This is a genomic window from Salinisphaera sp. (assembly GCF_002729955.1).
Lineage (GTDB): Bacteria > Pseudomonadota > Gammaproteobacteria > Nevskiales > Salinisphaeraceae > Salinisphaera.
This window is the reverse complement of the sequence record NZ_PBYA01000027.1, coordinates 156,204-169,260: the sequence shown is the minus strand read 5'-3', so window position 1 is coordinate 169,260 and position 13,057 is coordinate 156,204. Positions and strand designations below refer to the sequence as shown.

The following is a 13,057-nucleotide window of genomic DNA, read 5'->3' as shown; positions in this document are numbered from 1 at the left end:
ACTGCCTGAAAGTGTGAGCGGCGCGCGCAAACAGGCGCCGGCCGCCGGCGTAGCCGTGGCGTCGTGGCCGGTAAGGACGGCGACGATCACACGGTGCACAGCAGCAATCAGACAGGAGCACATGAATAAATAAATGACTCTTCGCGGAAGAACACGCTGTATCCGGGGCGCATGCTAGGCTTGCCCGGCATTTTTTCAGCGTGTGACAAATGACTGTCAGTCGGCGATTGCGTGCCCGCGCGGGAAAGGCGTCGGCGGACAGATCAATCAACCCGACCTTGGGAGTGTAATCTGACTACGGCACCCGCTCAAGTTCGCTATGTCCGTGTCGATAGTAACGATGCAGGCATGCGGCTCGACAATTTCCTCTTGCGCACCTTTCGGGACGTTCCCAAATCGAAGGTCTACCGGATCATTCGCAGCGGCGAGGTGCGGGTCAATCGTGGCCGCGCCAAGCCGGGCACGCGTCTGGCCGAAGCCGACGAGATCCGCCTGCCGCCGGTACGCCAGAAAGAAAAGCCCGGTCCGGGGCGACCGCCCGACGGGCTGATCGAAAAGACCCGGCGTGCCCTCATGCATGAGCGCGACGACATGCTGGTGTTCAACAAGCCGGCGGGGCTGGCGGTGCATGCCGGCAGCGGCCTGCGCTTTGGCCTGATCGAGGTGCTGCGCGTGGCCCGGCCGGGCGAGTACGTCGAGCTCGTGCATCGCCTGGACCGCCAGACCAGCGGCTGTCTGCTGGTGGCCCGCTCGCGCGCTGCCCTGGACGCCCTGCGGGCCGGGCTGAATGACGCAGCCGCGACCAAGCGCTATCTGGCGCTGGTCGACGGCCACTGGAAAGAGGGCGCCATCGAAGTCGATGCCCCGTTGTCGCGCGACGTCGAACGCAGCGGCGAGCGCATGGTCACCGTCGACCCCAGTGGCGGCAAGGTGAGCGTGTCGCGCTTCGAGCCGGTCGCCTTTTATGGCGATGCCACCCTGATGTCGGTCGAGATCAAGACCGGGCGCACCCACCAGATCCGCGTGCACGCCGCACACTGTGGGCATCCAGTGGCCGGTGATGACAAGTACGGGTCGAACCGGCGTGCCTCGCTATGGCAAGAGCGCGGGCTGGGGCGCATGTTTCTGCATGCGGCCCATATCGATATGCGCTATCAAAACGAGACGTTACAGCTCGACGCGCCGTTGGCCGCCGATCTGCAGCAGCTACTCGACCGCCTGGACGAACAGGAATGAAACGATACGAACTGCTGGTATTCGACTGGGACGGCACCCTGATGGACTCGGCGGGCGAGATCGTTTCGGCCATGCAGAACGCGATTCAGGATCTGGGTCTGCCCGAACGCTCCCCGGATCGAATGCGTGAGCTGATCGGCCTCGGACTGGACGACGTCCTGGCGCGCCTGTTTCCCGACCTGGACACACAGCGTGTACGCGCACGCGTGCACGCCTACCGCGCGCGCTATGGAATGAAACGCAGTGCCGCGAAGCTGTTCCCACCGGTGCTGGAGGCGCTCGAGACACTCAAGGCACAGGGTTTCGAGATGGCGGTGGCGACGGGTAAAAGTCGGCGCGGGTTGGACTCCGCCATGCGCTCGACCGGCACCGAGGACTATTTCCGTTGGACTCGCTGTGCCGACGAGTGCACGCCCAAACCCGCCCCGGACATGATCGAGAACATTCTCTTGCGTTCGGCCACGCTGCCCGAGCATGCGCTCATGATTGGCGACACCGAATACGATGTCGCCATGGCGCGGGCGGCCGGCGTGGATGCCATAGGCGTGGGCTGCGGGGTTCATGATGCCGCGCGTTTACTGCGCGCGGGAGCGCTCGAAGTGCTCGACAGCGTGGAAACGCTGCCGGACTGGCTCGCCAGCGAGCGGCGTAGCGCCTAGGGAATTTCGACGCCGGCCTGTGCGAGCAGGCGGCACAGGGCGATCAGCGGCAGCCCGACCAGGGTCGACGGATCTTTCGACTCGATCGACTCGACCAGGCTGATGCCCAGACCTTCGGACTTGATGCTGCCCGCGGTCGCGGTCACATCCTCGGCTTCGACATAGCGGGCGATCTGGGCATCATCCAGTTCGCGAAAACGTGTGGCCACGGTTTCCACACAGGATCGCGGTGCCTCGAATACGGGCGCGCATACACACAGGCCGGTATGGAAATATACCGTCTTGCCGGACTGATGGCGTAGCTGGGCCTTTGCCTTCTCGGAGGTGCCGGGCTTGCCGAGAATGTCGCCCTCGACGTCGGCGACCTGATCGGAGCCGATCACGATGGCCTCGGGCCGGTCATCGAATATGCGGCGCGCCTTGCCAATGGCCAGACGCTCAGCCAGGGCCGACGGGGGCTCGTTGTCGCGCGCGCTTTCATCGATGTCCGGCGAAATCGTCTCGAACTCGAGCCCCAGACGCGTCAGAAGCTCGCGCCGCCAGGGCGAGCTGGAGGCGAGAATGATCGGAGCGGGGGAGGTCGGGGCCATGCGGGGTCCTTTGTCAGCGAATCTCTGGCGGCCAAAGGATAAACGATCGGTCATACCATCTGCGGGCGTCGTGCATGGCGCCAGCCAGGAGTGAAACGGCGAAATGCTTTGACTTGGCGGGCTTTCGCCCCTATTATCGCGCGCCATGAACACGCCCCGAGCGCTGGTACCACGTGTCGATTACCGTCGACTTGCGACACAGCAGGGGCGAATCGAAGGCCGTCTCGATCTGGATCGTCTGGATCGGGTCGCGGCAGAGACGATCGACTCATCGGCCGGTGCGAACCCGGTGGTGGTGGTGGATCTCGAGTTTCGGGAGGATGCGCAACGGCGTGTCCATGTCGAGGGTGATATCAGCACCACGCTACGGCTGGAATGCCAGCGTTGTCTGAACGCTTTCGATCATCCGATGAACGTGGACGTGGCCGGTGTGGTGGTCGGCGACGACGACGCTGCCGCCAACGTGCCGCGAGAATACGAACCGGTACTGGCCGACGGTGACATGCTGGATGTGCATGCGCTGGTGGCCGACGAATTGCTCCTGGCGCTGCCAAGCGTGGCCCGTTGCAACCGGCCCGAGTGCACGTCGCAGTATGTTGATCACGACATGCCGCTTCGTGACGAACAAGACGATGAAAGACCCAACAATCCGTTCGCGGTGCTGAGTCAGCTCAAACGCGACGATTGACGATTTTCGACAACGCTGGAAGACATAGAACGCCATGGCCGTCCAAAAGAACCGCAAATCCCGTTCGAAGCGCGACAAGCGTCGCAACACGCACGCCAGCATGAACCCGCCGACGCTGTCGATCGACCAGACGACGGGTGAGACGCATCTGCGTCATCACGTTACGCGCGACGGTTTCTACCGTGGTCGTCGCGTCGTCAATACCGGCGACGACGTTTAGCGACGGATGATTCCCGGGGCGCGTAGCCTCGGGTGTCGAATCATGACGCGTATTGCAGTCGACGCCATGAGCGGCGACCACGGCGCCCCTGTGGCTGTGGAAGCCGCCATCAAGAGTTTGCAGGCCCACCCTGAGCTGGAGATCGTTCTGGTCGGGGATGCCGAAACTCTGCATCGGCAGATCGCGCGCCATAAGAAAGCCAACGTCGGCGAACGCCTCACCGTACGGCATGCCAGCGAAGTGGTGGGCATGTCGGAATCGCCGGCGCGCTCGCTGCGCCAGAAGAAAGATTCTTCCATGCGCGTGGCGATCAACGTCGTCCATAACGGCGACGCCGCGGCCTGCGTGTCGGCAGGCAACACCGGCGCGTTGATGGCAACGGCCCGCTTCGTCCTCAAAACGCTGGCAGGCATCGATCGCCCGGCGATCGTATCCCCGATTCCCTCCCGCCGTGGGCATACGCTCATGCTCGATCTCGGCGCGAACGCCGAATCCACCCCCGAGCAGCTGTTCCAGTTCGCGGTGATGGGGGCCGTACTCGCCGAAGCCGTTCACGGCGTCGACGAGCCGCGGGTGGGGCTGCTCAATATCGGCGCCGAGGAAATCAAGGGCAATATCCAGATCCAGCAGGCCGGCAAGCTGCTGGGGGATAGCGAACTCAACTATATCGGCTTCGTGGAAGGCGACGATATCTATATCGGCGACGTCGATGTGGTGGTTTGCGACGGCTTCGTGGGCAACGTCGCCCTCAAGACCAGCGAAGGCTTGGGCAAGCTCATCGCCCAGTTCTTGCGCGAGGAATTCTCGCGCAACGCCCTGACCCGCAGCGCGGCGTTCTTCGCCATGCCGGTGCTCAAGGCATTTCGTCGCCGTGTGGACCCGCGCCAGTACAACGGCGCGACCTTCATCGGTCTGCAGGGCACGGTCATCAAGTCGCACGGCGATGCCGATGCGATCGCCTTCGCCAGCGCGATCAACGTCGCGCGCATGGAAGTCGAACAGAAAGTACCGCAGCGTATTCGTTCGCTTCTCGCGCACAACCTCGGCGAATAACCCCCGCCCGCCTGCGGGCTGACCTGCGCGGATGCCGTGACTGCACGGCTTCGACGATCGATTGTGTCCGATCGATTGATTTGCTGCCCCCGTATCCTTATATCCTGCGTATAGAAAATGGATCCGATGCCGATTGAGTCTTAACAAGAGACTCGGCGGCAGGCCAAGGTAGGCACGAGATGAGTCAGTCCGACAAACCCAAGCCGACGGTGGAAGACGAAGGCGAGGCCGTTGTCGAAACCAGTCGGCCAAAAACCAAGCAGCCGCCGCTCTACAAGGTGGTCATGCACAACGACGACTTCACACCGATGGAATTCGTCGTGGAAGTGCTGATGACGTTTTTCAACCTCAACCGCGAGCAATCGGTCCAGATCATGCTGACCGTTCATACGCGGGGCAAGGCGGTGGCTGGTACGTTTACGGCTCAGATAGCCGAAACCAAGGTGGCCATGGTCAACGACCATGCACGCGCCCATCAGCACCCGCTGTTGTGTACTATGGAAAAAGCCTGATTTTCGCAATCGTCGAGGACAGAATCAGGCCTCAATCGAACATAAGGTTCGGGGACGCAAAATGCTGAGCCAGGAACTTCAAACCGCTCTCGATGCCGCCTTCATGGTGGCCCGACGCCAGCACCACGAAATGCTGACCGTCGAACATCTGCTGATGTCGCTGCTGGATAACCCGGCCGTGGCCGAGGTGCTGGAAGCGGTCAGCGCGGATATTCCAAGTCTGGAACGCGAACTCAAGAGCTATATCGATACGCATGTGCCGGTGGTGCCGGCCGGCGAGGATCATGAAGTCCAGCCCACGCTGGGCTTTCAGCGCGTTTTGCAGCGCGCGGTCTACCATGTCCAGTCGTCGGGCAAGAAGGAGGTGACCGCGGTTAACGTGCTCATCGCGATCTTCTCCGAACAGGAATCCCATGCGGTCTATCTGCTCGGCGAGCAGGGCGTGAGTCGCCTGGACGTGGTCAACTACGTATCGCACGGCGTCTCCAAGTCGGACAGCGCGGGCGAACAGCCCGGCCCGACCTCGGAGAAAGGCGCCGAGGAAGGCGGCGAAGCCGGCAAGTCGCCGCTCGAGCAGTACGCGACCAATCTCAATCGCAAGGCCGCCGAAGGCGACGTGGATCCGTTGATCGGTCGCGACCACGAGATCGAGCGCGTGGTGCAGACGCTGTGCCGCCGGCGCAAGAACAACCCGCTGCTTGTGGGCGAAGCCGGCGTCGGCAAGACCGCGATTGCGGAAGGTCTGGCGCGCATGATCGTCGACGGCGAAGTCCCCGACGTACTGAGCAAGAGCGTGATCTATGCGCTCGACCTGGGCGCGTTGATTGCCGGGACCAAATACCGCGGCGACTTCGAGAAGCGTCTCAAGGGTGTGCTGGCCGAGCTGGAAAAACAGGACGGCGCGGTGCTGTTCATCGACGAGATTCATACCATCATCGGCGCCGGTGCGGCTTCGGGTGGCGTGATGGACGCCTCGAACCTGCTCAAGCCGAAGCTTGCCTCCGGCGAGCTGCGCTGCATGGGTGCGACCACCTATCAGGAATTCCGGGGTGTGTTCGAAAAGGATCGCGCGCTGGCACGCCGCTTCCAGAAGATCGACGTGCCCGAGCCGAGCGTGGCCGATACCGTGCAGATTCTGCGCGGCCTCAAGAATCGCTTCGAGGAGCACCATCAGGTGCGCTATACCCAGCCGGCACTGGAAGCGGCTGCCGAGCTTTCGGCACGCCATATCAACGACCGCCACCTGCCGGACAAGGCCATCGACGTGATCGACGAGGCCGGCGCACGCCTGCGTCTGCGGCCCTCCGGCAAGAAGCGCAAGACCGTCCAGGTTCGTGATATCGAGGACATGGTCTCGCGTATCGCCCGGATTCCGTCCAAGACGGTCTCCCGCGACGATCGCGACGTGCTCAAGACGCTCGAACGCGATCTCAAGCTGGTGATCTTCGGCCAGGACGAAGCGGTCACCTCGCTTGCCAGTGCGATCAAGATGTCGCGCTCGGGGCTGGATAACCGCGACAAGCCGATCGGCTCCTTCCTGTTCGCCGGCCCGACCGGCGTGGGCAAGACCGAAGTCACCCGCCAGCTGGCGCTGCATCTGGGCGTGGAGCTGGTGCGCTTCGATATGTCCGAATACATGGAACGGCATACGGTGTCGCGCCTGATCGGTGCGCCGCCGGGCTATGTCGGCTACGACCAGGGCGGACTGCTCACCGAAGCGGTGAACAAGCAGCCGCATTCAGTGGTCCTGCTCGACGAGATCGAGAAAGCCCATCCGGATATCTTCAACCTGCTGTTGCAGGTGATGGACCACGGCAAACTCACCGACAACAACGGTCGCGAAGCGGACTTCCGCAACGTGATCCTGGTGATGACGACCAACGCGGGTGCCGAAGCCATGGCCAGCCGGGGTATTGGGTTCAATCCCAGCGACAGCAGCTCGGACGGCATGGAAGCCATTCGTCGCGGCTTTACGCCGGAGTTCCGCAATCGCCTGGACTCGATCATTCAGTTCCAGCCGTTGCAGGGCGAAGTCATCGAGCGGGTGGTGGACAAGTTCATCCTCCAGCTCGAAGCCCAGCTGGAAGCGCGCGGCGTCGGCCTGACGGTCGAAGCCGAGGCACGAAGCTGGCTGGCCGAGCGTGGCTACGATGTGAAGATGGGCGCACGGCCGATGGCCCGTGTGATCCAGGACCACATCAAGAAGCCGCTGGCCGAAGAGCTGTTGTTCGGCCGGCTGGCCAACGGCGGCCAGGTGGTCGTGCGTGTGGACGACGACGCGATCGAGCTCGATATCACCGCCCGGGAAACGGCCGAGGCCTGATTCGAGCGACGACACTTTAGAAAGTGCATTCAAGGCCCGGTTTTACCGGGCCTTTTTTTGGGGTGAGATAGCATGGGTCGCGCCCGGAATGCGTGTCTGTCCGCAAATGAACGCTAAGAGCACTTAATAAAAAATGTCCAATCGGACGGCCTGTTTTCTGAGTTCGTGTCGAGTGGTGCTCGACACGCCATGCAGGCGTTTGTCCTTGAGGATGTACGCTCGTTAGCTACTGACACGGCCAACGGACAACATTAAAAGATGTTTTATATAAAAATGAATTTATAATCAGATATTTATATATAATTGTTAAAGTTGGTGCGAGCTGTTCCCATTCTGGTTAATCTATGAAATCAGCGTAATCTGTGGATAGATTATTCTGCTGCTGTTTCGCGATGAGTCGGATAAGGTTCTGCTGTTCAATGGAAATCGCGGGACCAAGTGGTCAGTTTCCCGAGTCGAGCACTGTCGTCGACGATATGCCGGGCCACGCAGTGGGTGACCGGCCCATGGCGCTGCATGATGCCGTTGACCCGGAGCAGCCGGGCGCTGGTAACGGCCACGCGATAGCGGGCGAGCAGGTCGCGGTGAATGACCACGTTCACGCAGCCGGTTTCGTCTTCGAGGGTGACGAAGGTCGTGCCCTTGGCGCTGCCCGGGCGCTGGCGGATCGTGACCAGGCCGGCGACGTGGGCGGCACGACGATCGGCCAGGGCATCGAAATCGCGGGCACAGAGCACGCCCTGGCGGGCCAGCTGCGGGCGCAGCAGTGCCAGCGGATGCCGGCGCAGGGTCAGGGCGGTACTGGCATAGTCGGCCACGATATCGCTGCCTTCCTTCGGCGCCGGTAAATCCACGTCGGGTTCGGGCGCGTCGAGCCCGGCAAACAGATCGGCATGCACATGGGCGGCCGCGATCTGCCACTGCGCCTGATGGCGGTGCCCGGCCAGCCCGCGCAGGGCATCGGCCCGGGCCAGGGCATCGCGGGAGCGCTGGCCCAGCCGGGCCCGATTGACCAGGTCTGCCACCTGGGTGAACGCAGCGGTGCTGCGAGCCGCGACGATACGCTCGCCGGCGTCCCGGGAAAGCCCTTTGACCAGGCGCAGGCCCAGACGCAGGGCCACAGCCGCTTCTTCGTCGTTGCCGTGTTCGAGCGTGCACTCCCAGTCGGAATGACAGACATCGATGGGGTAGACCTGCACCCCGTGTCGCTTGAGATCGGCCACGATCTGGGCCGGCGCATAGAAACCCATGGGCTGGCTGTTGATCAGGGCGGCCGCGAAGGCGGCCGGATAGTGGCATTTGATATACGAGGAGACATAGACGAGCAGGGCAAAACTCACGGCATGGGATTCCGGAAAGCCGTAGCTGCCGAACCCCTTGATTTGTTCGAAGATCCGATCGGCGAAGTCCTCGGCATAGCCGTTGGCGCGCATGCCGCTTTTCAAGCGTTCGCGCCAGGGCTCGAGGCCGCCTTTCTTCTTCCAGGCAGCCATTGAACGACGCAGGCCGTCGGCCTCGCCGGCACTGAAGCTTGCAGCGACCATGGCGATCTTCATTACCTGTTCCTGAAAGATCGGCACGCCGTGGGTGCGTTCGAGCACGCCGCGCAGGGCTTCGCTGGGGTATTCGATCTCTTCGCGCTTCTTTTCGCGGTTGAGCAGGTAGGGATGGACCATGCCGCCCTGGATCGGGCCAGGGCGTACGATCGCCACCTCGACCACCAGATCGAAAAACCGCTGGGGGCGCAGCCGCGGCAGCATGGTCATCTGGGCACGCGACTCGATCTGGAATACGCCGACCGTATCGGCGGCCGAAATCATGTCGTAGGTGGCCTTGTCCTTGCCGGGAATGGTGGCCATGGTCAGCCGGCGACCGTGATGACGCTCGATAAGCGCGAAACAGCGGCGCAGGCAGCTGAGCATGCCGAGTGCGAGCACGTCGATCTTCATCAGGCCGACCGCTTCCAGATCGTCCTTGTCCCACTGAATGATGGTGCGATCGGGCATGGCCGCCTTTTCCACGGGCACCAGCTGCTCCAGCGGCACTTCGGAAAGCACGAAACCGCCAACATGCTGGGACAGATGGCGGGGAAACCCGATGAGCGTATCCACCAGCATGAGAATACGATCGAGATCGTCGGTGTCGATATCGATACCGCGTTCATCGAGCTGGGCGGCCAGGCTGCCGTCATCACTGCGCCGCGACAGCGCGCCGGCCAGGGTGTCGATCTGATCGACGCTCAGCCCCATGGCGCGGCCGACGTCGCGCATCGCGCTGCGCGGTCGATAATGGATGACGGTGGCAGCGAGCGCGGCGCGCTGGCGGCCGTACCGGCGATAGATGTACTGGATGATTTCTTCGCGGCGTTCGTGCTCGAAGTCGACGTCGATATCCGGCGGTTCGTTGCGATCGCGCGAGATGAAACGCTCGAAGAGCATGTCGTGGCGAAGCGGATCCACTTCGGTGATGCCCAGGCAGAAACACACCACCGAATTGGCGGCCGAGCCGCGGCCCTGACAGAGAATGCCGCGTCGATTCGCTTCTTCGACAATATCGTGAACGGTCAGAAAATAATGCGGATAGTTCTTTTCCTCGATCAGCGCGAGTTCGTGCTCGATCTGGCGACGTATCGTGGCATTCGTGCCCTCGGGCCAGCGCCGCTGGCAGCCGCGCTCCACCAGGGTGCGTAGATGCTCGAGCGCGGTCTGGCCCTGCGGCACCACTTCGGAAGGATAGTCGTAGCGGATTTCGCGCAGGGAAAACCTGCAATCGGCGGCGATACGCAGGGTCGCGGCCAGCGTCTCGTCGGGATAGAGGGCGGCCAGCGTCGAGCGCGGCCGCAGATAGCGTTCGCCGTTGGCGAACAAGGCCCGCCCGGCGTTGTGCACCGTCGTGCCCAGACGCAGGGCGGTAAATACATCCTGTAAGGCACGCCGCGAGCGTCGGTGCATATGGACATCGCCCACCGCGACCAGCGGCAGGCCGTATCGGGCCCGCAGTTCATCGAGCCGGCGTCGGTGCGCCATATCGGCGGCGCGTCGATGCAGCGCCAGTGCGATATGACTCTGGCGCGGGTAGGTGGTGGCCAGCCAGGCCAGCAGATGATGCAGCGCGGGGCCGGGCGGACAGTCGTAATCAGGCAGGACCAGAATACGGCAGTCGGCCAGGGTATCGGCCTGCAGATCGGCCAGGCCGATACGGTAGTCGCCCTTGGCCACGCGTTGCCGGGCATCGGTGATCAGCCGGCACAGGCGGGTATAGCCGTTGCGGTTGCGTACCAGCAGGACGACGGTCACGCCCTCGTCGAGGGTGAAACGACTGCCCAGGATCAGATCGATAGCGCAGGCTTCGGCGGTCTGCAGGGCCCGTACCGCGCCGGCCAGGCTGCATTCGTCGGTCAGCGCGATCGCTCGATAGCCGAGTTCGGCCGCGCGGGCGACCAACTCTTCCGGCGTGGAGGCGCCGCGCTGGAAGGAAAAACCGCTCACACAGCACAGCTCGGCATAGCCGAGCGCGCTCATCCGAACAGGCCGTGCATGTAGTAGACCGGCGTATCGCTGCTGTGGGCATGGGCCAGATCGCGATAGACCCAGAGCAGGCGCCCCTGGCCGTCGCGGGCGCGAAAATAATCGCGCCGGATGCTGTGCTCCCACCAGCCGGTTTCGATACGTTCCGGGCCGGCGATCAGGGTCAGCTCGGCCGGCGCGCGTTCGGGCACGTCGAGCAGCCACATCGGGCGTGGGGCCGACACAGGGGTATGGCTCGTGGCCGGCCGGTCATGGCGGGCGCTGGCCTGTTCCGGGCGGTGGTCGTCCACGTCATGCAGCCAGCCCACCGCCTCGTGGCCCAGCCGGGCGCGCAGGCGATCGAGCACGGCCGGCCATTGTTCGATACCGGCATGGTCGGGGTCGCGCCACAGGCTGTCCTGATCCTGTTCGAAACGACGCAGGCGATCGCTGGCCAGCGCGATTTCAAGGACCGGTGCCGCCAGCGTGACCCGGGCCAGCCGTTCGTTGGCGACGCGCTCCAGATGGTCCGCATCACGCGAGGGTGCGGCCAGGCGCAGCAGCAGGCGAGTGGGCGGCAGCTCGTCGTGAATGAGCTTGAGCTGCAGCGTCTGGATGGTGGCATCCGCGCCCTGCAGAAACGCGGCCAGCTCGGCGAACACGCGCCGCAGCACGAATACCAGGCCCTGGGTCGTTTCCACCGCGCCGGTGAGTTCGTGACGGGTGCCATAGCGTTGCGGCAGGGTATAGAAATCCAGTCCGTGTGGCCGGCGCCCGCGCAGACGCTCCAGTTCGTCCAGCGTGTGCTTGCCATAGCGACGTACCAGGGTGCCCGGCGGCAGGGCCAGCAGTTCACCGGCAAGACGCAGCCCGCTGGCCTTGAGCGATAGCGTGGTCTGGGCGTCCAGATCCAGACAGGTCAGAGGCAGACCGGCCAGGCCCTTTGCGCGATGTTTGGGCGAGGGCGCGCGTGCAAAGGCCAGGGCGGCATGCGGGCTGTCGCCCACGCCCAGGGTATAGCGATAGCCCATGCGGTCGAGGTCGGCACGTACGCGTTCGAGCAGGCGCTGGCGACCGCCGAACAGACGCAGGCTGGCCCCGATTTCGAATACCACGCGTGCGCATTCGATACGATCGCTGGCCCGTGCGATATGGACCTGGCTGCTGTAATGCCAGGCCCAGCCGCCCAGGCGTTCGAGCGCGGCGACTTCGCCGGCAATATGGCGTGTGAGCACCGCAGCCTCGGGAACGCGCATGCGTGCATCGGCCAGCAGCATGCCGCGGCGTACGCCCTGTTCGAGCGCCCAGGCGTCGGCCGCCACGACATGACGCCGGCCGCGCTGTTCGGCCACCACCAGCGTCGGGTTGGTACCCGGCGGCCGGTCGCTGGCGTCGGCGCGGCTATCGAGCGCCCAGTGGGGAAGACGAAGAGCGAGCCACATGGGGAACACGATCGGGTTGAGGAATATCGTTGCTGGCGCCTGCGCGCAGTGCTGCCAGCTCGGCACGGGGTGTCTCGAATTGCCAGACGCATTCGACACCGGGCTGTAGCCCGGCAATACGTGCGCCGGCGGGGCCTCGGCATTTGAGTATCTCGATACGCTGGCCGCCGTCCCCGGCGGTGATCGCCAGACGCAGGGCCGCCGGCGAGCGCTCTGCGGCCGCCCGGATATGACGATAGACAAACACCGGGCAGGCCGCCTTCTCGGCGGCCAGCTGCAGGCGACGCAGGGCGGTTGTATCGAGGTGATCGGCCCAGACGACGAAGCCGGCAAACGCATTCGCCCGGGCCATCTGCTCTACACACCAGACTTTTTCGCTGTCGTCGCGACAGGCCACGAGCGGCACCCGAGCACAATCGATACCGGCCTGGGTGAGCGCCGGGGCCTGCAGGGTCGGCGGCGGAGCAATGAAGGCGAGCTGGCGCTTGGGCTGTTCGCGCATGCGCCGAGCCAGGCCATGCAACAGCAGGCTCAGCTCACCCAGCCCTGCGTTCTTGCACAGCAGTTCGGTGACGGCGCCGATCGGATAGCCGCCGCCGGGCAGCTGGCGATCCAGCGTCGGTGAGCCCGTGGCCATGGCCGGCAGTTCGGCCTGCCGTGAGGCCCGATGCACGCCAAAGCGTTGCCAGTAGGCTTCATGGGCGGCCAGTCGCTGGCCGTGCGGATCTACGTTGTCGATAGGCTGCTTGTTCATAACTGTATTTATATACAGTTAATACAGCAGTGGCTACCCCCGGAAACGATTCAGCGGCGCCAACGCCCGTCAGC

At 63.8% G+C, this 13,057-nt stretch carries 11 protein-coding genes; 7 read left to right on the top strand and 4 right to left on the bottom strand.

The window, feature by feature from the left end; all coding sequences use genetic code 11:
• Positions 1 to 348: 348 nt before the first annotated feature.
• Together CMN27_RS07310 and CMN27_RS07305 are read left to right on the top strand one after the other, a co-directional pair.
• The gene (locus tag CMN27_RS07310; RefSeq protein ID WP_293625180.1) at positions 349 to 1,236 is read left to right on the top strand and encodes an RluA family pseudouridine synthase; all 888 of its coding nucleotides are present in this window, start codon (positions 349 to 351) and stop codon (positions 1,234 to 1,236) included.
• On the top strand, positions 1,233 to 1,895 hold the full coding sequence (locus tag CMN27_RS07305; protein WP_293625178.1) for an HAD-IA family hydrolase: 663 nt from the start codon (positions 1,233 to 1,235) through the stop codon (positions 1,893 to 1,895). Before CMN27_RS07310 ends, CMN27_RS07305 begins: the two co-directional genes overlap by 4 nt.
• On the opposite strand, the gene CMN27_RS07300 is transcribed toward CMN27_RS07305, so the two are convergent.
• Positions 1,892 to 2,485, bottom strand: a complete 594-nt coding sequence (locus tag CMN27_RS07300; RefSeq protein WP_293625176.1) for a Maf family protein — start codon at positions 2,483 to 2,485, stop codon at positions 1,892 to 1,894. The genes CMN27_RS07305 and CMN27_RS07300 overlap by 4 nt on opposite strands.
• Before the next feature lie 145 nt (positions 2,486 to 2,630).
• On the opposite strand from CMN27_RS07300, the gene CMN27_RS07295 reads away from it, so the two are divergent.
• From CMN27_RS07295 to clpA, 5 genes are all read left to right on the top strand, one after another.
• Positions 2,631 to 3,173 (top strand): YceD family protein, encoded by a 543-nt coding sequence (locus CMN27_RS07295; protein WP_293625174.1) that lies wholly within the window; start codon positions 2,631 to 2,633, stop codon positions 3,171 to 3,173.
• A 34-nt stretch (positions 3,174 to 3,207) separates the two neighbouring features.
• Positions 3,208 to 3,393: a 50S ribosomal protein L32 gene (rpmF, locus tag CMN27_RS07290; protein ID WP_293625172.1), complete on the top strand. Its 186-nt coding sequence runs from the start codon at positions 3,208 to 3,210 to the stop codon at positions 3,391 to 3,393.
• Between the two features lie 42 nt (positions 3,394 to 3,435).
• Positions 3,436 to 4,446, top strand: coding sequence for a phosphate acyltransferase PlsX (gene plsX / locus CMN27_RS07285; RefSeq protein ID WP_293625170.1), 1,011 nt, complete (start codon positions 3,436 to 3,438; stop codon positions 4,444 to 4,446).
• Between the two features lie 179 nt (positions 4,447 to 4,625).
• On the top strand, positions 4,626 to 4,958 hold the full coding sequence (gene clpS / locus CMN27_RS07280; protein WP_006913917.1) for an ATP-dependent Clp protease adapter ClpS: 333 nt from the start codon (positions 4,626 to 4,628) through the stop codon (positions 4,956 to 4,958).
• A 61-nt stretch (positions 4,959 to 5,019) separates the two neighbouring features.
• Positions 5,020 to 7,281, top strand: coding sequence for an ATP-dependent Clp protease ATP-binding subunit ClpA (gene clpA / locus CMN27_RS07275; RefSeq protein ID WP_293625166.1), 2,262 nt, complete (start codon positions 5,020 to 5,022; stop codon positions 7,279 to 7,281).
• A 416-nt stretch (positions 7,282 to 7,697) separates the two neighbouring features.
• Here the strand turns inward: clpA and CMN27_RS07270 are convergent, their stop codons facing one another.
• Genes CMN27_RS07270 through imuA form a run of 3 tightly spaced genes read right to left on the bottom strand, consistent with a single transcriptional unit; the run spans position 7,698 to position 12,983 of the window.
• Positions 7,698 to 10,802 (bottom strand): error-prone DNA polymerase, encoded by a 3,105-nt coding sequence (locus tag CMN27_RS07270; protein WP_293625164.1) that lies wholly within the window; start codon positions 10,800 to 10,802, stop codon positions 7,698 to 7,700.
• The gene (locus CMN27_RS07265) at positions 10,799 to 12,229 is read right to left on the bottom strand and encodes a DNA polymerase Y family protein (protein ID WP_293625162.1); all 1,431 of its coding nucleotides are present in this window, start codon (positions 12,227 to 12,229) and stop codon (positions 10,799 to 10,801) included. Before CMN27_RS07265 ends, CMN27_RS07270 begins: the two co-directional genes overlap by 4 nt.
• Positions 12,189 to 12,983 (bottom strand): translesion DNA synthesis-associated protein ImuA, encoded by a 795-nt coding sequence (gene imuA / locus CMN27_RS07260; RefSeq protein WP_293625160.1) that lies wholly within the window; start codon positions 12,981 to 12,983, stop codon positions 12,189 to 12,191. Before imuA ends, CMN27_RS07265 begins: the two co-directional genes overlap by 41 nt.
• Positions 12,984 to 13,057: the final 74 nt, after the last annotated feature.

What these genes read in the sequence shown, in the direction of transcription:
- CMN27_RS07310 (WP_293625180.1), top strand. Translation starts at nt 349, where the DNA reads ATGCGGCTCGACAATTTCCTCTTGCGCACCTTTCGGGACGTTCCCAAA.
- CMN27_RS07305 (WP_293625178.1), top strand. Translation starts at nt 1,233, where the DNA reads ATGAAACGATACGAACTGCTGGTATTCGACTGGGACGGCACCCTGATG.
- CMN27_RS07300 (WP_293625176.1), bottom strand. Translation starts at nt 2,485, where the DNA reads ATGGCCCCGACCTCCCCCGCTCCGATCATTCTCGCCTCCAGCTCGCCC.
- CMN27_RS07295 (WP_293625174.1), top strand. Translation starts at nt 2,631, where the DNA reads ATGAACACGCCCCGAGCGCTGGTACCACGTGTCGATTACCGTCGACTT.
- rpmF (WP_293625172.1), top strand. Translation starts at nt 3,208, where the DNA reads ATGGCCGTCCAAAAGAACCGCAAATCCCGTTCGAAGCGCGACAAGCGT.
- plsX (WP_293625170.1), top strand. Translation starts at nt 3,436, where the DNA reads ATGACGCGTATTGCAGTCGACGCCATGAGCGGCGACCACGGCGCCCCT.
- clpS (WP_006913917.1), top strand. Translation starts at nt 4,626, where the DNA reads ATGAGTCAGTCCGACAAACCCAAGCCGACGGTGGAAGACGAAGGCGAG.
- clpA (WP_293625166.1), top strand. Translation starts at nt 5,020, where the DNA reads ATGCTGAGCCAGGAACTTCAAACCGCTCTCGATGCCGCCTTCATGGTG.
- CMN27_RS07270 (WP_293625164.1), bottom strand. Translation starts at nt 10,802, where the DNA reads ATGAGCGCGCTCGGCTATGCCGAGCTGTGCTGTGTGAGCGGTTTTTCC.
- CMN27_RS07265 (WP_293625162.1), bottom strand. Translation starts at nt 12,229, where the DNA reads ATGTGGCTCGCTCTTCGTCTTCCCCACTGGGCGCTCGATAGCCGCGCC.
- imuA (WP_293625160.1), bottom strand. Translation starts at nt 12,983, where the DNA reads ATGAACAAGCAGCCTATCGACAACGTAGATCCGCACGGCCAGCGACTG.